Raw genomic sequence first — 24,860 nt, forward strand, 5'->3', positions numbered from 1 at the left:
GTATGCCTGTGAAGAAGAGCGGACTTGGAAAAGGATTGGATAGTCTAATCCCAAACAAAAACGTTAAAAGCGCAAAACCTTCTGTAAAAGCGGACGAGAAAAAGGCAGCTCCGAAAGAAGAAATTTTAGAGGCAGGACCGATCATGGTGAAGATAAATAAAGTTGAACCAAATCGAGAACAGCCACGGAAAGATTTTGATGAAGATGCATTGATGGAACTTGCAGATTCAATTAAGCAGTTTGGTGTATTGCAGCCGATTCTTGTTCAGAAGAAGAAGGACTATTATGAAATTATTGCCGGTGAGAGAAGATGGCGCGCGGCAAAGCTGGCAGGATTGAAAGAAGTGCCAATTATCGTAAAAGAATTTACAGAGCAGGAAATTGTTGAGATTTCTTTGATTGAGAATATTCAGAGAGAAAATCTGAATCCGATTGAAGAAGCAATGGCTTATAAGAGACTGTTGAAAGAATTTAACTTGAAACAGGATGAAGTTGCTGAACGAGTGTCAAAGAGCAGAACTGCGGTTACGAACTCAATGAGATTATTAAAACTGAATGACAGAGTTCAGCAGATGATCATTGACGATATGATCAGTACAGGCCATGCAAGAGCTCTTCTGGCAATCGAGGATGAAGAGCAGCAGTACATGCTTGCCAACAAAATCTTTGATGAGAAGCTTAGTGTTCGCGAGACAGAGAAACTGGTGAAGGCTCTGAAGAATCCGAAAAAGGAAGAAAAAAAGCCGGAAGTAGAAAATCAGTTTGTATACACAAATCTTGAAGAGCAGATGAAGAGTCTGATCGGTACAAAAGTAAGTGTTCATGCGAAAGCAAATGGAAAAGGAAAGATTGAGATTGAGTATTACTCACCGGATGATCTGGAAAGAATCTATGAGTTGCTCATGACAATCCAGCATAATTAAAAAGGAGATGGTAGAAGTGACTGGAGTATTTGGCAATCTGGGAATTGATCCATTCTACGCATTTCTTATTTTACTTATTTTGCAGGTAGCCTTGCTTGTCGTACTTGTGTTAGTGTATGATAAGTATAAACACCTGGAAAAAGTATTCAATACCTTTATGAAGGGAAAGAATGGGAAATCACTGGAGGAATCCATTTTTGAACGGTTTGACAAGATCGACGAAGTCGTAGATCAGGTAGAAGAAAACCGTGAGGAGATTGCAGAACTTTATAATAAAATGAAAACGCATTACCAGAAAGTCGGAATCGTAAAATATGATGCATTCCATGAAATGGGAGGCGAATTAAGTTTTGCAATTACAATGTTAGATGAAAACAATACTGGATGGATCTTAAATATAATGCATAGCCGGCAGGGCTGTTATGCATATGTGAAAGATATTGTAAAAGGTGAGAGTACAATTCAGCTGGCAGAGGAAGAAAGAGAAAGTCTTGAGAAAGCTATTTTTCAAGAAAAATAAATAGTAAAAAAGAAATTAGACAGGAAAGGGTAAATAAACATGTTAGACATCAAATTTGTAAGAAATAATCCGGATGTAGTAAAACAGAACATCAAAAATAAATTTCAGGATGAGAAGCTTCCACTTGTTGATGAAGTAATTGAACTGGATAAGAGAAACAGAGAAATCAAACAGGAAGTAGAAGCACTTCGCGCAGAGAAAAACAAAGCTTCTAAGGAAATCGGAGCAATGATGGCTCAGAAGAAGATTGAAGAAGCAGAAGCACTGAAGAAGAAAGTTGCAGAGAGCAATGGACGTATCAATGAACTTTCAGAGGAAGAGAAAGAAGTAGAAGAGAAACTGAAAAAGAATATGATGATCATCCCGAACATCATTGATCCTTCCGTACCGATCGGTAAAGATGACAGTGAGAACGTAGAGGTAGAAAGATTTGGCGAGCCGGTTGTTCCGGATTTCGAAGTTCCATATCACACAGACATTATGGAATCTTTCAATGGAATCGATCTCGATGCTGCAAGAAGAGTAGCAGGTAATGGATTTTATTATCTGATGGGAGATATCGCAAGACTTCACTCAGCAGTTATCTCTTATGCAAGAGATTTCATGATCAACAGAGGATTCACATACTGTGTACCACCTTTCATGATCAGAAGCAACGTTGTAACAGGTGTTATGAGCTTTGCTGAGATGGATGCCATGATGTACAAGATTGAAGGAGAAGACCTTTATCTGATCGGAACAAGTGAACATTCCATGATTGGTAAATTCATTGGACAGACATTGGAGAAAGATCAGGTTCCACAGACTCTGACAAGTTATTCACCTTGCTTCAGAAAAGAAAAAGGTGCTCACGGAATTGAGGAGCGTGGAGTTTACAGAATCCACCAGTTCGAGAAACAGGAAATGATCGTTGTCTGCGAACCGGAAGAAAGCAAAGAATGGTATGACAAACTGTGGAAGAATACAGTAGACCTTTTCCGTTCTATGGATATTCCGGTACGTACACTTGAGTGCTGCTCCGGAGATCTTGCAGATCTGAAAGTAAAATCTGTTGACGTAGAAGCATGGTCACCAAGACAGCAGAAATACTTCGAGGTAGGAAGCTGCTCTAACTTAGGAGATGCCCAGGCAAGAAGACTTGGTATCCGTATCAAAGGAGAGAACGGAAGCTACTTCGCTCATACATTAAACAACACAGTTGTTGCTCCACCGAGAATGCTGATCGCGTTCCTTGAGAACAATCTTCAGGCAGATGGTTCTGTAAGAATTCCGGAAGTTCTTCAGCCATACATGGGTGGAAACAAAGAAATTACACCAAAGAACAAATAAAGAAATATAAAGCAAATAAAATATGCATCAGTATTTAAAAGCAATTGGATTTGAAAATATTCAAACAAGAAAAGATCTGAAAAAGCTCTTAAAAGAAGTAGAAGAGAATTTCACACATCAGACAATTGTATCCTACAGACCGGGCGAAGATTTCTGCGAATTTCAGAAAGAGTTCGGTCAGGATGTAGGGATCACACTCTGCGGAGAACTTGATGATGAGGAACATTTTGAAGCTGCATATTATTTCCCGTATTTTGAAGGAAGCGGAGTTACAACGTATGCAGAAATCGATGTGCAGAGAAAGATTGAGAAAGAACAGTATGTTGGTCTTTGTGAAGATTCTAAAATTGGAATCAGTCTGATCTTCACACTGCAGAATGGTGTGGAATATATGCGGGAGAAACAGGCTGGTCTTGCAAAAGATGTGCAGACCTCAGTGACATTTTCAGGATTGGCACAAGGTGGAATGATCCTGCTTCCGGTTAATAAAAATGAGCAGCAGATTTTAAATGAAAAGCGTGCGTCAGATACAAGAAGAGAATTGATGAACGCAGCCCGCAAGGGCGACCAGGCAGCAATCGAGACGCTGACATTTGACGATATGGATCTCTATTCCAAGGTGTCAAAGAGATTGGCGAATGAGGATGTATTTTCCATTGTGGACACATATTTCATGCCGTTTGGAGCAGAATGTGATATGTATTCGATCATGGGAGAAATCCTGGCAGTGAGAGAGCGGATCAACAGAATGACAGGTGTGAGACTGTATCAGATGCGTCTGAATGTAAATGAACTGACATTTGATGTCTGCGTTCCGGCAGATTCCGTGATGGGAGAGCCGGAGATCGGAAGACGGTTCAAAGGCACGATCTGGCTGCAGGGATATATTAATTTTTAAAGTGAAGAGAAATTGTTGTTGAGCGCACGCAGTGTGAAAAGTAATGGGAAATCCACATCCGGAATGTGAAAAACATTAAATAAATGTGGAAAAAAGATTTCATTTAACAGAAGAATGTGGATAACAAAGACACCATCTCTGGCTGAAAGTAATTCAGTCAGGAGATGGTGTCTTTTACAATTCGTGCCATTTTAGCATGATTCGTGCCAAAAGAATTGAAAATAAGAGATGTTTTTTTATAATAAAAACATAACTGTTCAGAGCCAACCTTCAAAATGCTACGCATTTCGTCGGTGTGGCGTATCCGCCAAATAAAATTTCAAAAACAGTCTTAAAAATGCAAGCATTTTACACTTGTTTTATGAAATTCTGCTTGGCTCTGAACAGTTACAGATTACGAGAAAAAGGAGGACGAATAATATGAAAAAGCGAGCAATTCTTTTAGCATTTATTATATCAGCAGTTGCAATGACATCAGGCTGTTCAGCGAATGAACCAAAGACAGATGAGGTGAAACAGGAACAGACAAAAACAGAAAGCGTGAGCTCAGGAGTAACAATAAAACCGCTTACCCAAAAGGCAATCGATGAGAATCCTTATATGGCAAAAAATGATGCGAATATCCACCATGATTGTTATAATTCAGATTCAACAGATGAGGTATTGCCTGTTGGTATTTACCCAGAAATTAATGTTTCTTATGAAAAGGTGAATCCGAATGCATCTCCGGCGGTATTTTTTGACAATTATGGACATTCAGTTGTTCCGTTGTTGGGAGGACTTGCAATTCGTGATATCAATGCAGAAGAAACACAGACGATAGGATATTTCTCACCAAAACAGCATGACGGTGGAGGATATGTGATACAAAGTTCCTATTCCTTTGTTGATGAAAATAATCGTCTGGTGTGTCCGACAAGCAACAATCATGTACTTATGTTGAAAGCAACAGACGAGGAAGGAAATGTGCTGCCGGAATTTGAAAAAGTGCTGGATATTGATATTAAAGCAGCGGCAGAGGCAATTACCGGAAAGACATTGGATCAGAATTTATTATCCGTAGTGTTTGACTATGAGGGGAATCTCTGGTTTGCAACCGGCGGATTCAGAATCTATCCGGAACGTCAGCAGCAAGGTGCGATGGGATACATTTCCAGAGATGCGATCAACGCAATTCTGAATGGAGAAGAGGTTGATCTGACAGCATCTACATTTGTATATGAATTAACTCCTGGAGAAGGGGCAGAAAATGGAATAGCTTCTTCGAAAGAGGGTGCGGTCATTTTAACAAATCAGAACTGCTATCTGCTGAAAGCAGATAACGGTGTACAGGTAGAATGGTGTACTCCGTATGAAAGTGCAGGGGCAAAAGACAGCAAAGAAGGTGATGAAACGACCGGAGGAGGTCTGGCGTGGGGAAGTGGATGTTCGCCGTCACTAACTAGCAATCTGGTCATGTTTACAGATAATCAGAATCCGGTGAATCTACTGGCATTAGATATGAAGACCGGTGAAAAGGTTGCAAGCACACCTGTTATTGATGAGCTGCCGGAAGAAATGCAGGTATCCGTAGAAAATTCAGCAATCGTATATGATAACAGTGAAGGTACAGTCAGCACAATCGTATGTAACTGGTTTGGAGCAGGAAGTGCGAAGCTTGCGGACGCAGATAACGATTCATCTGTACAGACATATGAAAATATCTATGATGTAAACTGGCTGCAGAAAGGAAATAAAATGGTCATGCCGGGAGTTGAGCGTGTTGACACGATCAAGACAGATGACGGATATGAAATGAAGAGTATCTGGTGCAGAGATGATATCCGGGATACATCGATGATGAAGCTTTCAACCGCTACAGGATACATTTACGGTTATGTTCAGGACCTGGACAGTGGCATGTGGCAGTTTATTATGATAGATTTTGAGACCGGTGAGACTGTATTTTCAATGGACGTGTCAGACAAACCAGGATATAACAATATGGCAATCGGTATGTATGCAGGAAGCAGTGGAAATGCATTATACTGTCCAACCGGATATCTTGAACTCCTCAGACTGCAGGATCGGTTCGTATATCTTCCGGAAATGCCTTACCGAAAAGTAGATTTGGACAAGGCAATGCGAAATATATTAACGCAGGAAGAATTTACGGAAGACGGAGGTAAGGGCAATGTCGCAGGATGGCTGAATACGATAACGGTAGAAAATGTACATCCGAGTACGACTGTGGCGATACGAATGAAGGGGCTTGCAGGCAAAACGGATGACTTTAAGCTGTATGCTTATGGAAAAGACGGTAAGCTGACAGAGGTTCCGGAAGATCTGTGGAAGATTCAGACAGAAGATGGAAAGACACCAGAGAAGTTGTCGGAAGATACCTTGTATGAAGTACATGTTACAGTAGAAGATGGAGGATCATTGGATCTTAGCGATACAGAGAAAGAGATTAAGATAGCAGTAGTATTAGGAAATTAAAGAAAAGCAAACGGGGATGGAGAAAGTAGTTTCCTATCCTCGTTTGCTTTTCTTTTATCTATTCAGTTACTTCCAGGCAAGCTTCTTTCGTACCAGTTCCGCCACGGCGGATCCCGGCGAATAAAGAGCCTGATATATTATGCCATACACTGAAGATCGCTCCCGGAAGCGTTGCCAGCGGATTGGCTGCAAAATTAGCTGTTGCAAGAGAAATCGCAAGGCCGCTGTTCTGCATTCCGACTTCAATTGCAATCGCAGTAGCTTTATCATATTCGATATGTAAAAGTTTTGCTGCGCCAAGCCCGATGCCCATTCCGCAGAGATTGTGAAGTGCCACAACTCCAAGTACGATCAGACCACAGCTTAAGATTTTTTCTGCATTGACAGATACGATTCCACTGATGATCATTACGATGGATACAACAGAAATCAGTGGAAGTACTTCTGATATTTTCTGAATCTGCTTTCCAAAGATCCAGTTGATCAAAATACCAAGAAGGACCGGAATCAGTACAACCTTTACAACAGAAATTACCATTGCAAGGAAAGATACTTCTACCCAGGCACCGGCAAGCAGATACACTAATAACGGTGTCATCAGTGGGGCCGCAAGCGTGGAAGTGATCGTCATTCCAACAGAGAGTGCCACATCACCTCCGGCAATATATGTGATCACATTACTTGCTGTTCCCCCAGGACAACATCCGACCAGAATAACGCCGAGTGCAAGATCTGTCGGAAGATGCATCAGCTGGCATAATCCCCATGCCACAACAGGCATGATCGTATATTGTGCAACAAATCCGATCACGATTTCTTTGGGTCTTGAAAAAACTCTCTTAAAATCGTTCATCTTGATTGTAAGCCCCATGCCAAACATGGCAACACCTAAAAAGATGGATGTATAATTGGTTGTCCACGCGAATCCATCGCGCCAGAAAAATGCGATCATAGAGAAGCAGATGATAATAATTCCAATATATTTTGTAAGAAAAGAACTGGCTTTTCCTACTTTTTTCATCACATTTTCCATATGTTATACCTCGTAGCTAAAGTTGTCGATCAGTCTGGTTTTTCCGATGTAAACTGCCATGGCGACCAGAACGTCTTTTTCTACGATTTCTACCGGTTGCATATCCAGTGCATCTACCATAGATACATAATCAATCTTTGCCAGAGGTTCAGCTTCGATAATCTCGCGCATCTTTGTTAATACTTCTTCAGCTTTGCTTCCCTTGCAGATCATATTCTGACCGGCTTTTACAGCTCTTGAAAGACAAAGTGCGGCTTTTCTTTCTACTTCACTTAAATATGTATTTCTGGATGATTTCGCAAGTCCGTCTTCCTCACGGATGATAGGGCATCCTACGATCTGGATATCAAAATTCAGATCCTGTACCATTTTGCGGATGATTGCCAGCTGTTGTGCATCTTTCTGACCGAAATATGCCCTGTCCGGTGTTATAATGTTAAATAACTTAGAAACAACGGTGCATACACCTTTAAAATGGATTGGTCTTGTCTTACCACACAGTGTATCTGATAAAGTATCAATACTTACAAAGGCATGTGGATCATGGTACATATCCTCCGGTTCCGGATGAAAGATGACATCAGCTCCAAGGCTCTCGCAGAGTTCGCTGTCACGTTTGAAATCTCTCGGATATGCTTCCAGATCTTCTGTCGGTCCAAACTGTGTCGGGTTTACAAAATCAGATACAACAACGATGTCATTTTCTTCGCGACATCTCTTGATCAGACTTGCGTGTCCTTCGTGCAGGAATCCCATTGTCGGTACTAGACCGATTGTTTTTCCTTCTCTTTTCCAGTTTTTAATTAAATCTCTTGTTTCCTTTACTGTTTTTGTTACCTGCATGGTGTTCTCCTTTTAAAACTAAATTAGGAGATAGCCTCTTGTTCTGAATTCAACAAATTTCATTTTCATTTATAGGTTACAATCACTTTTGCAGTTATGCCATATCTTTCAGCAATCCGTGTTTCTCATAGTTTGTAACACGGCTGATCTTATTCTCATCATCTACAAAAACAACCTGTGGTTTATGTTCTTTGGCTTCTTCAGAATCATAATGTGCATAACACATGATAATAATCTTGTCACCAGTACTTACGCATCTTGCCGCAGCACCATTTAAGCAGATCATTCCGCTTCCGCGCTTGCCGCAGATCGTATAAGTTTCAAATCGGCTTCCGTTATTTACGTCCACGATCTGAACTTTCTCATATTCCATAATTCCTGCCGCTTCCAGCAGGTCTTCATCAACAGTAATACTTCCAACATAGTCAAGTTCGGCCTGTACTACTGTAGCACGATGAATCTTTCCTTTTAACATCTCAACTGTCATTTCTTATTGGTCTCCTTACAAAAAAAGCATTCGTCAAGGCATACTGGTCCCTGCAAATGCTTTTGCTATTCTTCGTATTCCCTGAGTCTTATTTTATGTCTTAAATAAATATAAGCTCGCTTTCCGCCATTTCCGGCGGGGTAACTGTTCAATATGAAATTGTTGTGATTCAGTCAGAGTATAGTTTTGTAGTATTCCAAATACTATCTCCGCAAGTATTATGACACCCTGTGAAAGGAATGTCAATATGGTTGCGCAATATGCGTTGTTGGTCGCACATCGTGTGAACAGTAACAGGTTTTTCTTGTGTACAGAATAATATCAAGATATAATAGAATCATATTTTGCAACTGTTCAGAGCCAAGCAAAATTTCATAAAACAGGTGTAAAATGTTTGCATTTTTGATTTCAAAAGGAAAAAAGTATATGACAATAAAGAAAGTGATAAATGCAGGTCTTTTTCTGACTTGCCTGGTAATGTGTCTTTCCGGATGTGGAAAAACAGATCGAACATCTGACACAGCGGAACGCTCGGTTATAAAGCTTGGAAGCGACAGTTATCCCCCGTATAATTATCTGAATGAAGATGGTGTACCAACAGGAATCGATGTTGAACTGGCAACGGAAGCATTTGGACGAATGGGTTATGACGTGGAAATTGTCAATATTGACTGGGAGAAGAAGCAAGAGCTGGTAGAGAACGGTGATATTGATTGTATTATGGGCTGCTTCTCCATGAAAGGACGATTGGATGATTATAAATGGGCCGGTCCGTATATGGTCAGTAACCAGGTGGTTGCAGTCAATGAGAACAGTGATATCTATACCCTGAGTGATCTGGAAGGAAAGACACTTGCCGTACAATCTACAACAAAACCGGAAGGAATTTTTCTGAAAAGAACAGACAGCAGGATTCCAAAGCTTGGTAATCTGATTAGCCTGTAACACAGGGAACTGATCTATACATTCCTCGGAAAGGGATATGCAGATGCAATAGGTGCACATGAGGAATCGGTTATACAGTATATGAAAGATTATGATGCGAAATTCCGAATTCTGGATGAACCACTTATGACAGTTGGAATCGGAGTCGCTTTCTCAAAAAATGAAACTCGGGATCTGCCGGAGAAACTGGAGCAGACTCTGGATGAAATGAGAGAGGACGGAACTTCTGAAAAAATCATAGGAAAATATCTTGATGACCCAGAAAAATATCTGGAGGTGGACCAGCTTGAAGAAGAATAAAAAATCTGTCCCAACAGAAAAGAAATTCTGGATCATCAGTATAGCTGTTGGGATATGTCTTGTCGTGCTGTCTGTATGTTTTTTCAGCAATGCAGACAAAGAAAAGAAAGAGGCTGATCTTTTAGACACGGTAAATTATGTAAAAGTACAATGTTCCACATATACACATTATAATGAATCATCAGAATCCAAAAGTCTGCTTCGTGCCATTGAGGGAACCCGGCAGGTCAGCAAAAATATAGCCGCAGAAATAGAAAATGAAAAAACACTGGATAATCAGTTGTTGAAAGAAAGTGCAGAGCAGTTATGGCTGACGGGAATAGCAATTCTGGATATAGATGGAAATATAGTATGTGAATACAGTACGAACGAAAGTTTATTGCCGGAAATAAAAGAATGTGCAGAGAAAGAAATCGTACTGGATACAGCAATTTACGATGAAAAAGTGTATGCCAAGAGAATCAATCATAATGACGGGGCTTATATTGATATGGCTGCCTGCACAAGAAAGGATGCACCGGGAGTTGTAGTGACTTACTATTATACTTCCGCAGAGTATGCAATGAATTATACACTTACGATACAAAGTTTGTTGAATGGCTATCGGAAGGACCGGGATGGGACAATTATCGTAGCAGATGAAGGCGTGATCATTGCTTCAAACAATACCGGGCTGATCGGACAAAGCACAACAGACTATGAAGCAATCCAGAAGTTAAAAGATCATGCAGACAGTAAGCATATGATGGGCTTAACGATCAATGGAGTCCGGTGTCACGGTGTTATGCTGAAGCAGAGTGACCATTACATCTATGCTTACGTTCCGGATTCGATCATATTTCAGACACTTCTGCAAAATGTGAACATGTGCCTGTTCATTTATCTGATTGTTGTAGCACTAATCTGGATGATTTACAGAAAATCACAGAAAAACATTCTCAAAATAGAAAAGGAAAAAGAACAGAAGTATCAAAAGAGTCTTTTGGAAGCAGCGGAAAAGGCTGATGCGGCGAACCGGGCGAAGACAGAATTCCTGCAGAGGATGAGCCATGATATCCGGACACCGATCAATGGAATCTGTGGAATGCTTGATGTGGGCGATTATTATCGTGACGATCTGTCGAGACAGACTGAATGCAGAGGGAAAATCCGTGAGGCTTCCAATATTCTCCAGGAACTGGTCAATGAAGTTCTTGATATGAGCAAACTGGAGTCAGGAGAAATTTATCTGGAAGAGAAACCATTTGATATTTATAAAGTTATTTCAGAAGTGGTGGATGTAGTTGGAAAAATGGCTGATGAAAGAGAAATCAAGGTGGAATACAAAACACCAGAGATCATTCATAAAGATCTTATAGGCAGCCCAATCCATCTGAAGCGTCTTCTGATGAATATCCTGAGTAATGCCGTAAAGTACAATAAAGATTATGGAAAGATTTATTTGAGCAGCAGGGAGATTTCTTCTGAACAGGACAAAATTGTAACTTTGGAGTTTAAGTGCCAGGATACGGGAATTGGTATGAGTGAGGAATTCCAAAAACATCTGTTTGAGCCATTTGCGCAGGAGCAGAAAGGCGGAGCATCCAAGTTTGGCGGTACCGGTCTGGGAATGCCGATCACAAAGAGTCTTGTGGAAAAAATGGGTGGAACAATCACCTTTATAAGTGAGCAGGGCGTAGGTACTACTTTTGTGATCACAATTCCATTTAAAATAAATGAAGATGTAGCAAGAGACGAAGAGAAGCAGGAGGAAGTAACGGCTTCCATCAGAGGATTAAACATTCTGCTCGTAGAAGACAATGAACTGAACATGGAGATTGCAGAATTCGTCATTCAAAGCGAAGGAGCTTCTGTGGTAAAGGCATGGAACGGTCAGGAGGCAGTGGAAGCTTTTGAGAAAAGTGCTTCCGGTGAATTCGACGCAATCCTCATGGATGTCATGATGCCGGTTATGAACGGATATGAGGCAACAAAGATAATCCGTTCAATGGACAGAAGTGATGCAAAGAAAATTCCGATCATCGCAATGACTGCGAACGCCTTTGTTGAGGACCGGATAAAGTCAAAAGAAGCGGGAATGAATGAGCATGTCTCAAAACCGATCGATATGAAACTATTAGTGAAGATTATTGCTGAATTAGCAGGAAAAATAAAAATCGTGAGGATAAAGGATGAGTGAGAAACAAAAACTACTTATTGTAGATGATTCAGAACTTAACAGAGATATATTAAAGGAGATTCTTGGCAGCAGTTATGATTATCTGGAAGCTGAAAATGGAACTCAGGCAATCCAGATTCTGGAAGTGCATCCAGAGATCGACCTGATGCTTCTGGATATCAATATGCCGCAGATGAATGGATTCCAGGTGTTGGAACATATGAGGGAGTTCCAGTGGATTGATGAAGTCCCGGTTGTCATGATTTCATCAGAAGAATCAGTCGAAATTATGCGAAAAGCGTATGATCTGGGGATCACAGACTATATCAGCCGACCGTTTGATGCAGTTATCGTAAAGAAAAGAGTCCAGAATACATTGGGACTTTATGCAAACCAGAAACGACTGATCAATGTGGTTGTAGATCAGGTCTATGAGAAAGAAGAAAACAACACGATTATGATTGGAATCCTGAGCAATGTATTAGGTTCTCATAACAGTGAAAGCAGCGAACATATATTACACATCCGTATCGCAACGGAGATGCTGTTGAGAGAATTGATCAGGAAAACAGATGCGTATCATCTGACAGAAGCGGATATTGCTCTGATTATAACAGCATCTTCCCTTCATGACATTGGAAAGGTCAGCATTCCGGAAGAAATCCTCAATAAACCAGGCAGACTGACAGATGAAGAATTCAAGATCATGAAAAGCCACAGTGAGATTGGAGCGTCTATGATCCGGAATATGGATTTTCCACAGGACAAGCCACTGGTACGCACTGCATGGGAAATCTGCCGGTGGCACCATGAACGATGGGACGGAAGAGGATATCCGGATGGACTAAAAGGGGAAGAAATACCAATCTCTGCGCAGATCGTGTCAATTGCTGATGTGTATGATGCGCTTACAAGTGTACGGTGCTATAAGAATGCATATGATCATGATACGGCAATCCAGATGATCCAGGAAGGTCAGTGCGGACAGTTTAATCCGCTTCTTCTGGAATGCCTGAAAGAGATCAGTCCTCAGTTGTCCAGAACATTTAAGAAAGAAAAGGATGACAACAGAGAGTATTATGAAGCGCAGAAGATCTCAGAAGAAATACTGAGGCAAAATGCATTGCCACGCAAGGATTATTCCCAGCGTGTTATTGAGATTATGCAGGAAAAGATAAAGTTCTTTAAGGAAAATAGCGGTAAGATTTCAATAGAGTATAATGCGATTTCAGGAAAGCTGGTTTTAACAGACGGAGAATCGCAGAAAGAATATCAGAGAGATAATCTGGAATTTGATTTATATGGAGCATATGATATAAGCGAAGAGGATATTCAGCGCGTAAAAGATTCGCTGGATTCAGTATCAAGTAAAAACAAAGAAGTTTCAATGAAAGTAATGTTAAAAGTAAGAGGTGAAAGGCAGATGTGTGATCTGAAACTGCACACATTATGGTCATCAATAAAAACAGATGGATATATCGGAATTGTCGGGCAGCTGGATATTGTGAAGTAATGCCACAAAAATGGAAGACAAAATAAAAAGAGTCACAGTTATTCCCTGATGGAACAGGCTGCGACTCTTTTCTGTTCAGATATTCAAGCAGCTGCGTAAAGTGTTTTGTAGAGCTTCTTCCCGCCTAAAAGGATCTTACCTTTGGACGGTATCTCATATCAGATACTGTATACACTGTCACGAATGCTTCCGGATCCTTCTTGATAATATAATTCATCAGTTTCTGATATTCACTCTTGTCTACAATTGTAATAATTTCTCTGTGTTTCTGCATATTGTATGCGCCTGTCGCCTCGTAGAATGTTGCTCCGCTATGCAGTTCATGTAAAATAAACTGACGGACTTCTTCTTCGTATTTTGTAATAATACATACACGTCTTTTCAGATTCTGGCCAAAGATAAAATGATCCAGCACAATACCATTAAAATAAGTTCCAAGCACACTTAAAACTACAGCTTTTTTGTCATAGATCAGAGCGGAAGAAAGTGCCACACACATGCCCGAGATGGACATTGCTTTTCCCAATTCTATGTGCAGATATTTATTCATGATCTTCGCTACGATATCCAGTCCGCCAGAAGATGCATTCATGTTAAATAAAATACTGAGGCCGATACTTACGACCAGGATATAGCATATTACATCCAGTTCACTGCTGTTTGTCAGCGAGGTAAAATCCGGAAATATGTGTTCAAATACTGCAAGATACACCGGCAGTAGGATGCTGGTGTAAACCGTCTTTGCTCCGAACTCCTTTCCGCATGTCACAAAGCCTATCAGCAGTAGGACAACGTTCAATATCATTGTGATCGTTGATACATGCAACGGTATATAATGCGACATAACAATTGCCAGTGCGGATATACTGCTGATCGAGGTCATACTCGGAATCAAAAAGAAATATACGGCCGCGGCGATAATGCCCACTGCTATCGTCATGATGGCTGTTTCTTTCAAATTGTCTGATGTGAAAATCTGTTTCTCTTGTTTGTTCATTTATCATTCCCCATTTTTAGATACTTAGTATTCAGAAAAATCAGATACCAGTATTTATATTATATCTCTAATATATTCATGGAGACAATGGTTAATTTTATCAGTCGCAATTACAGCGGTCTTGCAGTTTGAAATTGCAAACCTTTATGTGACAAACATAACTGCCTATGATATTATAAATTTGATATAAGCGAAAATGACTTTTGCAGAAACGAAAGTATCTGAGTACAAATAAGCAGGAAAAAGTATTGTAAGGAAATAAGAATACAGGAGGAAGGTTTTATGATTCGGCTTCAGGATATTGCAGATATGGCAGGCGTTAGCCGCACCACGGTATCCAATGTTATAAATGGCAATACGAAAAGAGTTTCCCAGAAAACGATCGATACAATCACGGCTATTCTTAAAGAACAGAACTATGTTCCGAATATGGGGTCCATGATGCTTTCCGGACGTGGTTCCAGAATCATAGGTGTAGTACTCGGATTTACTTACGCTCATGGTATGCAGTCACTTCAGGATCCATTCGTGGGAGAACTGATCGGAACGATTCAGATGGAAATGGAAGAAAACGGATATTATGTTATGCTTATCGGTGGTGAAAGTATTCAGAATGTAGTGGATATTGCTTCAAAATGGAATGTAGAGGGATTGATTATCCTTGGATACAATGAAGAGCAGTATCATAACCTTTCACACAGATTAAATAAGAAAATGATTCTGATCGATGCTTATCCGAAGGGTGCTTATACATTCCAGAATGTTGGCATAGATGATTATTCAGGAGGTTATCAGATTGGAGAATACCTGTATTCCTGTGGATATAAGAAAGCATTGTTTGTTGCAGAAACAGAGCAGGACAGCGATTACTATCGGTGGATGGGATTCAAACAGGCGATGGAAAAACAAGGGGGATTCTGCAGTCGTTCCAGATATATAGTTATCCCGGGTAAAAGAAATCTTCGTCTCAGGAAATACAGAGAACTTCTTCCACGCTTTCTTGAAGCAAAAGCGCTGGCCTTTTCTTCAGATTATAATGCGATAGAAGCAATAAATTTCTTTTTTGACGAAGGAATCATGGTTCCGGAGCAGATTTCTGTTACAGGATATGATGACAGTGTTTACGCGAGCATGATTCGACCGAAACTGACAACCGTTCATCAGGATATTCCACAAAAAGCACATGTGGCGTTGGAACGTCTGATGAAATTGATTCAGGGAGAGATGCTGAACGAATTGAATATAAAAAACCCAGTCTATCTGGTAAAGAGGGATTCTGTCAAAGAATGACAGGATCCTTTTTTTGCATATATAGGCGAGCAGGTGCAATGACCTGTTTTTCTTTGTATAAACTGTATAAAAGCAGGAAATAAACTTTGTTACCTTTTGTAGTTTCGCGAGAAACCTCTTGATACTGCAAGGATGAGGTGAGTATAATGAATGGTGTGGTTGCAGGGGCGGTCAAATAATTAGAAATGAGGAGACTTGGCATGGAGAAAAAATGGTGGAAAGAAAGTGTAGTATATCAGATATATCCTAAGAGTTTTAAAGACAGTAACGGTGATGGCGTGGGAGATATCAGAGGAATCATACAGAAACTCGATTACCTTAAAGAACTTGGGGTAAATGTGTTATGGATTTCTCCGATGCTGGAATCACCTCAGGACGATAATGGTTACGATATTTCTGATTACCGTAGAATTTATGAAGAATATGGAACTATGGAGGATTATGAAGAATTGTTGTGTGAAGCACACAAAAGATCCATCAGGATTCTGATGGATCTTGTAGTCAATCATACATCGGATGAACATAACTGGTTTATTGAAAGCCGCAAGTCAAAAGATAATCCATATCGTGATTATTATATCTGGAAAGACCCGGTAAACGGAAAAGAACCTAATAACTGGGGAGGAGCATTCGGCGGTTCTGCATGGGAATATGATCCGCAGACACAGATGTATTATCTGCATCTGTTTTCAAAAAAACAGCCGGATCTCAATTGGGAAAATGAAAAAGTACGCCAGGAAGTTTACGATATGATGAAATTCTGGTGTGAAAAAGGAATTGATGGTTTCCGTATGGATGTTATCAGTATGATTTCCAAAGATCAGAGATTCCCGGATGGAGAAATGAATAACGGACTTTATGGCGATTTTGGGCCATATAGCGTACATGGTCCAAGAGTCCATGAATTTCTTCAGGAAATGAATCATGAAGTCCTTTCAAAATATGATATCATGACAGTTGGTGAAACAGCTGGAGTTACAATTGAAGAAGCACAGAAATATGCGGGTGAAGACAGAAATGAACTGAATATGGTATTCCAATTTGAGCATGTGGAGAGTGGATGCGGAGATTATGGAAAGTGGACAACTCAAAAATATGATTTTAAAGAGTTTAAAAACATCATGATCAAATGGCAGGAGAAACTCCAGGGTAAAGCATGGAACAGTTTGTTTTTAGGTAATCATGATCAACCGAGAAGCGTCAGCCGTTTTGGAAATGACAATCCGGTATACAGAGAAACATCCGCAAAAATGCTGGCTACCTGTATTCACATGATGCAGGGAACGCCATATGTATACCAGGGGGAAGAGCTTGGTATGACAAATGTTTATTTTGACAAACTGGAAGATTACCGTGATATTGAAAGTATTAACTACTTTGAAGAGTTTACGGAATCAGGTCTTATGACTCCGGAACACATGATGAAATGTCTGATGCTGAGAAGCCGTGACAATGCGAGAACTCCGATGCAGTGGGACGACAGTAAACAGGCTGGATTCACAGAGGGCGAGCCGTGGATCAAAGTGAATCCGAACTACAAGAAGATCAATGCAGCACAGCAGCTTGAAGATCCGGATTCTGTTTTCCACTACTATCAGAAACTGATCCGATTGCGTAAAGAGAAAGACATTATTGTTTATGGCGAATTTGAACCGCTTTATCGTGAAGATGATCAAATTTTTGCTTACACAAGAAAACAGGATCAGGAAAAACTTCTGACTGTCTGCAACTTCAGTGACAAGAATGCAGAAGTAGAAGTGCCGGAAGAATTCAAAGGCGCAGAGTGTCTGATCACAAACCTTGGAAGAAAAGAATTCGACGGAAAAATTATTCTGAACCCATATGAAGCATTCGTATTATATTATAAACATCAGGTGACAGAGAAATGATTAGAAAATATAGATATGGAACTCCGTTTAATACGGAGGCACTGACTGAAAAAATTGAAACAACTGAGGGCGTTCTCCCATATGGAGAGGTCAGTCAGGAGGAAGGATTTGTTTTTAATTATATCATGGATGAAGATGACATTGTCTATGGTCTGGGTGAAGCCAATCGTGGAATCAACAAGAGAGGGTATTGTTATATCAGTAATTGCACAGATGATCCGGTACATACAGAGGACAAGCGTTCTTTGTACGGAGCACACAACTTTATCATCGTGAGTGGAAAGACTACATTTGGATTGTTTTTTGACTATCCGTCGAAACTGACCTTTGATATCGGATATGACAGAGAGGATACACTCAGGGTATCCTGCGAAAATGCCAATCTGGATATCTATGTGCTTGAAGGTGAGAATGCTTATGATATCGTAAAACAGTTCCGTCACGTAATTGGACGCAGTTATATTCCGCCAAAGTTTGCTTTTGGTTTCGGACAGAGCCGCTGGGGGTATACGACGAAAGAAGATTTCCGTACTGTCGCAAAAGGATATCGGGAGAATCATATCCCAATCGATATGATTTACATGGATATTGATTATATGCAGTCGTTCAAAGATTTCACAGTGAATGAAGAAAATTTCCCGGATTTTCCAGAATTTGTGCAGGAAATGGATGACCAGGATATTCGCCTGATTCCGATCATTGATGCCGGTGTCAAGGTTGAGCCGGGATATGAGATTTACGAGGAAGGTGTCAAAAACAACTATTTTTGCAAGAGAGAAGACGGAAGTGATTTTGTTGCAGCTGTATGGCCGGGAGATACCCATTTTCCGGATATGCTGAATCCGGAAGCCAGAAAATGGTTCGGGGACAAATATCGTTTTCTGATCGAACAGGGAATAGAAGGTTTCTGGAATGATATGAACGAGCCTGCGATCTTTTATTCTTCCGAAGGCCTTGCAGAGGCAAGAGAACTTGCCGGAGAGTTTGCAAAGGATACCACCGAAGGCAAGCCCCATCCCTGGGAAATGCAGGACAAGATGCTCAGTATTGCAAATAATCCGGAAGATTACAAAAGATTTTATCACAATGTCGATGGCAAAAAGATCCGTCATGACAAAGTACATAATCTTTTTGGCTACAATATGACAAGAGCAGCAGGAGAAGCTTTTGAACGCATTGACCCGGAAAAACGTTTTCTGATGTTTTCCAGATCTTCTTATATCGGAATGCACCGTTATGGCGGAATCTGGACAGGCGATAATAAATCCTGGTGGTCGCATATCCTTCTTAACCTGAAGATGCTGCCGTCTCTGAATATGTGCGGTTTCCTGTATACAGGTGCTGACCTTGGAGGATTTGGCAGTGATACGACAAGAGAACTGTTGCTTCGCTTTCTTGCACTTGGTGTATTCACACCACTGATGCGTAATCATTCAGCAACGGGAACAAGAGAGCAGGAATGTTATCAATTTGAAAAAATCGAGGATTTCCGCGCTGTCATTAATACAAGATATCGTCTTGTGCCGTATCTGTACAGTGAGTACATGAAAGCTGTGCTGAATGATGACATGTATTTCAAACCACTTGGGTTTGTTTATCCGGATGACAAGAGAGCAATCAGGATAGAGGATCAGCTGATGCTTGGAAACGAGATCATGATCGCTCCGGTCTACGAGCAGAACGCAAGAGGCCGTTATGTTTATCTGCCGGAAGAAATGAAATTTATCAAGTTCCTGCCGGACGGAAGCATTTCTGAAGAGGTTCTCGCAAAGGGTATTCATTATGTAGATGTGGCACTAAATGAAGTACCGCTCTTCATTCGAAGTGGTAAATGCATCCCGGTTGCAGAAGTGGCAGAGTGTGTGAAAGATATTGATACCGAACATCTGCAGCTTATCGGATATAAAAACAGCAGTTATACGATGTACGAGGATGATGGAATCCACAAGGATTACGATAAGGAAGAGAATTATCGGGTATTCACAAATTAACTTTTAAGTGTAAAGAAAAAATAGCCAATGTTAATTTCCATTGCTTGTATCGGAAACAGCATATTCGTATAATTTATAATGTACATGTACATATCGAATAGAAGGGATATGAAATTATGATTAATGAGAATATAAAGCATTTCCGAAAAACAAGGGGAATGAGTCAGGAAGAAATGGCAGTAAAGTTAAATGTTGTTCGGCAGACAGTTTCAAAATGGGAAAAGGGATTATCTATTCCGGATGCAGATGTTTTGATTGAAATGGCAAATTTGCTTGATGTATCGGTTAGTCAATTGCTTGGAATTGAGGAGAGTATCCATAGTAATGGGAATTTGGCGGAAGAATTGGCGGAACTAAATGAACAGCTGGCAAGAAAAAAGCAAAAAGAAAAGTTGTTGTATCAGGCAAACCAGAAAAGAGGTCTGATTCTGTTTGTTTCATTTTTATCTATGATGATTACAATGAGTGTGAAAAATGAAGTCGTATCAATTCTAATGGCAGGAATATGTATGCTGATTGCAGCTATCGTACTGTATCGTAATTTGGCTTTGTTTACAAGTCTAACAACTGACGATTTAAGAATTGGTATTTTCCGTGTTACCACACTTTGCAATATTAGCATTTTAATCATTGGTATTGTTTTTGCTTTTCTGAGTGCAGTTGATGTCATTACTTTTTCGGAAAATGGAGAGAAACTATTTGCTATGGTATTATTGTCTTGCATAATGGTTTTTATAGGTATTGTATCGCCGAAGTTGCCATATAACAGACATACCGGCCTTCGTTTGCCATGGACTGTGCGTGATGAAGATACCTGGAAGATTGCACATAGAATTTTAGGATTTATTTCATTTCCGATGGTATTGCTGTATATAGCCTGTGCATTAACAATTTCTGATTTTGAGATTGTGTCTGTTGTAACAATGCTTATCTGGATCAGTATTCCAGGTGGAATATCCTATATTTATTTCTATAAAAAATACCACAGTAACAAAAAGTAAAAAGCTATCCATTAAAACACAGAAAGTTTTAGTTATAAAATAGAGGATGTAGAAATTGGGGGAGATTATCCGATGGTTCGGACAGTCTCCCCCATTATCCTGTTTTATCTCCAGAAATCTGTTTTTTGTCTAAGACCGATGTCTGCACTTTTAAAAACCGGGTTGATTCCCTGCTTTAACTGCGCTTCATAATCTTGGATCGCTTTAAATGCAATCCCTGATAAAATCAGGATAACCGGAATGTTAATGAGCGCCATAACCCCCATCAGTACATCGGAAAGATCCCACAAAAGAGACATCTCCATTCCTGCGCCCAGAAAGATTGCAAGTGCCGATACCAGTCTGAAGCCTTTCATAAAAGCTTTTTCCGGCTGTTTTTTGTGAATGTAGATTAAAAGATTGTCACAATAGAAACAGTTTCCGAGCAGAGTTGTAAATGCAAAAAATACCATTGCAACTGTAATAAAGATCGGCCCGAAAGAACCAAGTGATTCCTGAAGAGATGCCTGCACCCATGGTGCTCCCTGCAATTCTTTTGCCGGATCAATCCCGGATGACATACACATCATTGCTGTTGCTGTACAAAGCAACAAAGTATCAATAAATACGGATAACATCTGTACCAGCCCCTGTTTTACCGGATGGCTGACATTTGCCGAAGCCGATGCATTCGGAGCGGAACCGATACCTGCCTCATTGGAATAGAGTCCCCGGCGGATTCCCTGCATCATGGCTGAACCGGAAAATGCTCCGAAAATTGCTTTGAAATCAAATGCTTCTTCAAAAATACGCACGAACATTGCCGGCACGTTCTGAATATTGATAATTACTACCAGAAGTGAAATTCCGATATACGCAATCCCCATTACCGGCACAACCATTGAAGTTACTTTTACGATACGTGATCCGCCGCCAAGCAGACACCATCCTGTCAGCACTGCCAAAATCCCACCGATGATCCAGGGACTCATCTTTGCCTCATAAAAAGAAAATACTGAAAATGTAGACTGCAGATTATAAGATGCCAGCATATTAAATCCAAATGCGTAGGTTAAAATCATTGCAACGCAGAAAACAATTGCCAGCGGGCGACAATGAAGTGCCGCTTCAATATAGTAAGCCGGTCCTCCATAACAGCTTCCATCTTCCCCTTTTTTCTTATAAATCTGTGCCAATGTACTCTCGATCAGTGCAGATGCACTTCCGATGATCGCAATCACCCACATCCAGAATACAGAACCAAATCCACCTATACAAATCGCCGATGAAACCCCGACAATATTTCCCGTTCCCACACGGGATGCTGTTGAAACCATAAGTGCCTGAAAAGAGGAAATTGCCCCTTTATCCTCCGGCTTTTCCATCACGGATCCACAAGCATTCTTAAATAATCTTACCTGCGGAAATCTTGTGCGGATTGTAAAATAGACTCCCGCACCAATCAGTAGAATGACCAGTAGCTTGCTGTACATAAAAGAACTGATTGTACCAATAATTGTTTGAAACATACCTTCTTTCCTTTCCCTGTTTGTTGTCAATATATTAACGGAAAGAAGATGGATTTGCAAGTTTTTTTACATTTTAGTACTTGGCTTGAAAACTGATGGAAGAATAATACGATACTGTGATAGAATAAGGAAAATGGTTAAACTAACTATTATTGAGTGAGTAGCAGCAAAAGTAAGCATGACTGGAAAGTGCTTGTGATCTTAGGGATTAAGAGAGGATACAGATTATGGAAGATTCTTACGTATTACAACTATTAAAACCAAAGTTTAAAGATTTTCATTTGTGTTTCTGCGGATTTGCAGAATGTAAGCCATTACATAGCTATGGACCGGCCGCAAGACCCAATTATATTTTGCATTATGTAATGAAGGGCAAAGGTATCTATCAGGTTGGTGAAACGAAGTATCAGCTGAAAGAAGGGCAGGCCTTTCTGATCGAGCCGGAAAGCCTTACCTTTTATCAGGCAGATAAAACGGACCCATGGTCTTACCTTTGGGTAGGATTTGGTGGTACGGAGGCACAGAGATTTGTCAGAGATCTCGGACTGAACAGTCGTCAGCTTACATGCGAGTGTGAATATGGAGAAGAACTGAAAGAAATTGTATTTGAAATGCTTCATCATACGAGTTCAACTGCAGAAAATCTTTATTATCTCCAGGGAAAGCTCTATCAGTTTTTCTCAGTACTGGCTCGTGGGATTGAAATTCAGCAATATTCGAATGATACAAAAGAAAGCATACATGTGCAGGAAGCAATTGCCTATATAAAGAATTACTATTCACAGAAAATCACAGTGGAAGATATAGCAAATTATTTGGCACTAAATCGAAGCTATTTATATACAATATTTATGAACAGTATTGGAATCTCTCCGAAAGATTTTTTGACGGAATTTCGAATTTCCAGAGGAAAGGAGCAGCTCGCACTTACAGATCTGTCTGTGGAGGAGATTGCAGTTTCCTGTGGCTATCGTAATTCCCTTGCTTTCGGTAAAATATTCAAGCAGAAAGTAGGAATAACGCCGACCCAATATCGTAATGACAACAGAAAGGATGCCCGAGAACGATTGATCCGTGCACAAAATGAACTGGAGGAATATAAGAAGCATAAAACAATTTATGTAGGAAACATCGAAAAAGAATAGATAAAATGTTAAAAAAAGCATCTGATACCTAACATTTGAGATATAACTCTTAACAAAAAGGTATAACGGATGCTTTTTTTTGTACGCTATACTTGTATCAACAAACATAAGGAACAAGTGCACAGGTTTCTTCACTTAAACAACAAATAAACAAATGAGTGTTAGAGGAGGAGAATCATGGGAAATCAAAAAGAAACTCAGAAAAATCCGCAATATAAATATGCGTCTACAAGAGAAAAATTATGTTTTGGAATTGGGGCAATCGGTAAAGATGCAATTTGCAATTTAGTAGGAGCATTTTTAATGCTTTATTTTACAGATACATTGTATCTGGCACCAGCCTTTGTCGGCGTACTGTTTTTTGTGGCAAGAATATGGGATGCGATCAATGACCCGATGATGGGAATGATTGTTGACAATACACATACACGTTTTGGTAAATTCAGAATCTGGCTTGTAATCGGAACATTGGTAAATTCAGTTGTATTTGTTTTGTTATTCCACAGTTTTAATCTGTCAGGAACAGCATTGTACGTATATGTATCCGTTATGTATATCTTATATGGAATGACTTATACGATCATGGATGTCCCTTACTGGTCATGGCTTCCGAACTTGACAAATGATCCTCACGAACGTGAGAAAGTATCCGTAATTCCAAGATTTTTCGCAAGTCTTGCAGGATTTTCAGTAGCAACATTTGGGCTTTATATTATCAACTACCTGAACAAAGTTGCAGGCGAGAGCAATCTCTACGCAGAAAAAGGATATACACTTTTCGCAATCATTATCGCAGTTATTTTCATCGTTACAATCGGCATTACTGTATTTAATGTAAAAGAGGAATCAACATTAGGTACATCAGCAGAAAAGACAAGTCTGAAACAGGCATTTCAGGTAATTGTAAAAAATGATCAGCTGCTTGCATTTATCGGATTACTTTTGACATTTAACCTTTGTACACAGATTGCAAAAAGCTTTGCTGTATATTATTTCAAATGTGTATGCCATGATGAATATCTGTATTCTATTTTTGGACTTGCGATTATTGCTGAGATGGCAGGACTTTTATGCTTCCCGAAAATCGCAGAAAAAATTAGCCGTGAAAAAGTATACGCATTTGCATGCGGACTTCCGATTGTTGGATTTGTACTGCTCGGTGTAGCAGGATATGTAGCCCCACAGAGCAAAGTGTTAGTTATTGTATGTTGTGCGCTTCTTTTCTTTGGATCAGGTCTTTCACTTGGAGTAACAACATGCTGTATGGCAGATGTTATCGACTATGGAGAAGTGAAATTTGGTGTACGAAATGAAAGTGTAACATGCTCTGCACAGACATTCCTTATGAAGGCAGCTATGGCAGCAGCAGGTGGATTAACAGGAATTGGTCTTCAGATTGTAGGATACAACGCAAAAGCGGTAACGCAGAGCGCAGCAACAGTAATGGGTATTCGCGTGTTAATGATTGTAATTCCAATCATTCTTGCGTTTGCAAGCTTTGGTATTTACAAAAAATACTACACTTTAAAAGGTGAGAAGATGGAAGAAATCACAAGAAAAGTAAATGAAATGCATGCGAAAAAGCAGACAGCTTAAGAGTCAACAATTCAAT

Annotated in this window: 18 protein-coding genes and 1 pseudogene; 14 read left to right on the forward strand and 5 right to left on the reverse strand. The window is 40.1% G+C overall.

What is annotated here, in order from left to right; all coding sequences use genetic code 11:
- Positions 1-2 precede the first annotated feature (2 nt).
- The 5 genes from LI126_RS11080 to LI126_RS11100 all read left to right on the forward strand — a co-directional run bounded on the left by LI126_RS11080 (position 3) and on the right by LI126_RS11100 (position 6,148).
- Positions 3-923 (forward strand): ParB/RepB/Spo0J family partition protein, encoded by a 921-nt coding sequence (locus LI126_RS11080; protein ID WP_020436476.1) that lies wholly within the window; start codon positions 3-5, stop codon positions 921-923.
- A 16-nt stretch (positions 924-939) separates the two neighbouring features.
- Positions 940-1,443, forward strand: a complete 504-nt coding sequence (locus LI126_RS11085; RefSeq protein WP_020436475.1) for a DUF4446 family protein — start codon at positions 940-942, stop codon at positions 1,441-1,443.
- Between the two features lie 39 nt (positions 1,444-1,482).
- Positions 1,483-2,772, forward strand: coding sequence for a serine--tRNA ligase (gene serS / locus LI126_RS11090; RefSeq protein ID WP_055145237.1), 1,290 nt, complete (start codon positions 1,483-1,485; stop codon positions 2,770-2,772).
- 22 nt (positions 2,773-2,794) lie between these two features.
- Positions 2,795-3,670, forward strand: a complete 876-nt coding sequence (locus tag LI126_RS11095) for a DUF3881 family protein (protein WP_055171297.1) — start codon at positions 2,795-2,797, stop codon at positions 3,668-3,670.
- Between the two features lie 420 nt (positions 3,671-4,090).
- The gene (locus tag LI126_RS11100) at positions 4,091-6,148 is read left to right on the forward strand and encodes a hypothetical protein (protein ID WP_227165389.1); all 2,058 of its coding nucleotides are present in this window, start codon (positions 4,091-4,093) and stop codon (positions 6,146-6,148) included.
- 58 nt (positions 6,149-6,206) lie between these two features.
- On the opposite strand, the gene LI126_RS11105 is transcribed toward LI126_RS11100, so the two are convergent.
- The 3 genes from LI126_RS11105 to panD form a co-directional block, all read right to left on the reverse strand.
- On the reverse strand, positions 6,207-7,181 hold the full coding sequence (locus LI126_RS11105; protein ID WP_227165390.1) for a bile acid:sodium symporter family protein: 975 nt from the start codon (positions 7,179-7,181) through the stop codon (positions 6,207-6,209).
- Between the two features lie 3 nt (positions 7,182-7,184).
- Complete coding sequence (panC, locus tag LI126_RS11110; protein WP_227165391.1) at positions 7,185-8,024, reverse strand: pantoate--beta-alanine ligase; 840 nt, start codon at positions 8,022-8,024, stop codon at positions 7,185-7,187.
- 94 nt (positions 8,025-8,118) lie between these two features.
- On the reverse strand, positions 8,119-8,511 hold the full coding sequence (gene panD / locus LI126_RS11115) for an aspartate 1-decarboxylase (RefSeq protein ID WP_020437124.1): 393 nt from the start codon (positions 8,509-8,511) through the stop codon (positions 8,119-8,121).
- A gap of 426 nt (positions 8,512-8,937) precedes the next feature.
- On the opposite strand from panD, the pseudogene LI126_RS11120 reads away from it, so the two are divergent.
- The 3 genes and pseudogenes from LI126_RS11120 (at position 8,938) to LI126_RS11130 (ending at position 13,427) form a co-directional block, all read left to right on the forward strand.
- Positions 8,938-9,756: pseudogene (locus tag LI126_RS11120) on the forward strand (substrate-binding periplasmic protein).
- Entirely contained in the window at positions 9,743-11,935 is a 2,193-nt protein-coding gene (locus tag LI126_RS11125) for an ATP-binding protein (protein ID WP_227165392.1), read from the forward strand. The pseudogene LI126_RS11120 and the gene LI126_RS11125 overlap by 14 nt, the downstream one beginning before the upstream one ends.
- Complete coding sequence (locus tag LI126_RS11130; protein WP_055171303.1) at positions 11,928-13,427, forward strand: HD-GYP domain-containing protein; 1,500 nt, start codon at positions 11,928-11,930, stop codon at positions 13,425-13,427. The genes LI126_RS11125 and LI126_RS11130 overlap by 8 nt, the downstream gene beginning before the upstream one ends.
- A 124-nt stretch (positions 13,428-13,551) precedes the next feature.
- Here the strand turns inward: LI126_RS11130 and LI126_RS11135 are convergent, their stop codons facing one another.
- Entirely contained in the window at positions 13,552-14,424 is an 873-nt protein-coding gene (locus tag LI126_RS11135; RefSeq protein ID WP_020437183.1) for a YitT family protein, read from the reverse strand.
- A 282-nt stretch (positions 14,425-14,706) separates the two neighbouring features.
- Between LI126_RS11135 and LI126_RS11140 the strand changes: the two genes are divergently transcribed.
- The 4 genes from LI126_RS11140 (at position 14,707) to LI126_RS11155 (ending at position 20,595) form a co-directional block, all read left to right on the forward strand.
- Complete coding sequence (locus LI126_RS11140) at positions 14,707-15,714, forward strand: LacI family DNA-binding transcriptional regulator (RefSeq protein ID WP_227165393.1); 1,008 nt, start codon at positions 14,707-14,709, stop codon at positions 15,712-15,714.
- A gap of 200 nt (positions 15,715-15,914) precedes the next feature.
- Positions 15,915-17,603, forward strand: coding sequence for a glycoside hydrolase family 13 protein (locus LI126_RS11145; protein WP_055145270.1), 1,689 nt, complete (start codon positions 15,915-15,917; stop codon positions 17,601-17,603).
- Complete coding sequence (locus LI126_RS11150) at positions 17,600-19,594, forward strand: glycoside hydrolase family 31 protein (protein ID WP_227165394.1); 1,995 nt, start codon at positions 17,600-17,602, stop codon at positions 19,592-19,594. Before LI126_RS11145 ends, LI126_RS11150 begins: the two co-directional genes overlap by 4 nt.
- 116 nt (positions 19,595-19,710) lie before the next feature.
- Positions 19,711-20,595, forward strand: coding sequence for an XRE family transcriptional regulator (locus LI126_RS11155; protein WP_195937482.1), 885 nt, complete (start codon positions 19,711-19,713; stop codon positions 20,593-20,595).
- A gap of 104 nt (positions 20,596-20,699) precedes the next feature.
- Here LI126_RS11155 and LI126_RS11160 read toward each other — a convergent pair whose 3' ends face one another.
- A complete protein-coding gene (locus tag LI126_RS11160; protein WP_227165395.1) occupies positions 20,700-22,103 on the reverse strand; it encodes an alanine/glycine:cation symporter family protein in 1,404 nt (467 codons plus the stop codon).
- A 227-nt stretch (positions 22,104-22,330) separates the two neighbouring features.
- Here LI126_RS11160 and LI126_RS11165 point away from each other — a divergent pair, with 227 nt between their 5' ends.
- Both LI126_RS11165 and melB read left to right on the forward strand, forming a co-directional pair.
- Positions 22,331-23,248, forward strand: a complete 918-nt coding sequence (locus LI126_RS11165; protein ID WP_227165396.1) for an AraC family transcriptional regulator — start codon at positions 22,331-22,333, stop codon at positions 23,246-23,248.
- A 177-nt stretch (positions 23,249-23,425) separates the two neighbouring features.
- Positions 23,426-24,844 (forward strand): melibiose:sodium transporter MelB, encoded by a 1,419-nt coding sequence (gene melB / locus LI126_RS11170; RefSeq protein WP_055166942.1) that lies wholly within the window; start codon positions 23,426-23,428, stop codon positions 24,842-24,844.
- Positions 24,845-24,860 lie beyond the last annotated feature (16 nt).

It is taken from the genome of Mediterraneibacter sp. 210702-DFI.5.30 (assembly GCF_020560115.1).
GTDB classification, from domain to species: domain Bacteria; phylum Bacillota; class Clostridia; order Lachnospirales; family Lachnospiraceae; genus Mediterraneibacter; species Mediterraneibacter faecis.

What these genes read in the sequence shown, in the direction of transcription:
- LI126_RS11080 (WP_020436476.1), top strand. Translation starts at nt 3, where the DNA reads ATGCCTGTGAAGAAGAGCGGACTTGGAAAAGGATTGGATAGTCTAATC.
- serS (WP_055145237.1), top strand. Translation starts at nt 1,483, where the DNA reads ATGTTAGACATCAAATTTGTAAGAAATAATCCGGATGTAGTAAAACAG.
- LI126_RS11095 (WP_055171297.1), top strand. Translation starts at nt 2,795, where the DNA reads ATGCATCAGTATTTAAAAGCAATTGGATTTGAAAATATTCAAACAAGA.
- LI126_RS11100 (WP_227165389.1), top strand. Translation starts at nt 4,091, where the DNA reads ATGAAAAAGCGAGCAATTCTTTTAGCATTTATTATATCAGCAGTTGCA.
- LI126_RS11105 (WP_227165390.1), bottom strand. Translation starts at nt 7,181, where the DNA reads ATGGAAAATGTGATGAAAAAAGTAGGAAAAGCCAGTTCTTTTCTTACA.
- panC (WP_227165391.1), bottom strand. Translation starts at nt 8,024, where the DNA reads ATGCAGGTAACAAAAACAGTAAAGGAAACAAGAGATTTAATTAAAAAC.
- panD (WP_020437124.1), bottom strand. Translation starts at nt 8,511, where the DNA reads ATGACAGTTGAGATGTTAAAAGGAAAGATTCATCGTGCTACAGTAGTA.
- LI126_RS11130 (WP_055171303.1), top strand. Translation starts at nt 11,928, where the DNA reads ATGAGTGAGAAACAAAAACTACTTATTGTAGATGATTCAGAACTTAAC.
- LI126_RS11135 (WP_020437183.1), bottom strand. Translation starts at nt 14,424, where the DNA reads ATGAACAAACAAGAGAAACAGATTTTCACATCAGACAATTTGAAAGAA.
- LI126_RS11140 (WP_227165393.1), top strand. Translation starts at nt 14,707, where the DNA reads ATGATTCGGCTTCAGGATATTGCAGATATGGCAGGCGTTAGCCGCACC.
- LI126_RS11145 (WP_055145270.1), top strand. Translation starts at nt 15,915, where the DNA reads ATGGAGAAAAAATGGTGGAAAGAAAGTGTAGTATATCAGATATATCCT.
- LI126_RS11150 (WP_227165394.1), top strand. Translation starts at nt 17,600, where the DNA reads ATGATTAGAAAATATAGATATGGAACTCCGTTTAATACGGAGGCACTG.
- LI126_RS11155 (WP_195937482.1), top strand. Translation starts at nt 19,711, where the DNA reads ATGATTAATGAGAATATAAAGCATTTCCGAAAAACAAGGGGAATGAGT.
- LI126_RS11160 (WP_227165395.1), bottom strand. Translation starts at nt 22,103, where the DNA reads ATGTTTCAAACAATTATTGGTACAATCAGTTCTTTTATGTACAGCAAG.
- LI126_RS11165 (WP_227165396.1), top strand. Translation starts at nt 22,331, where the DNA reads ATGGAAGATTCTTACGTATTACAACTATTAAAACCAAAGTTTAAAGAT.
- melB (WP_055166942.1), top strand. Translation starts at nt 23,426, where the DNA reads ATGGGAAATCAAAAAGAAACTCAGAAAAATCCGCAATATAAATATGCG.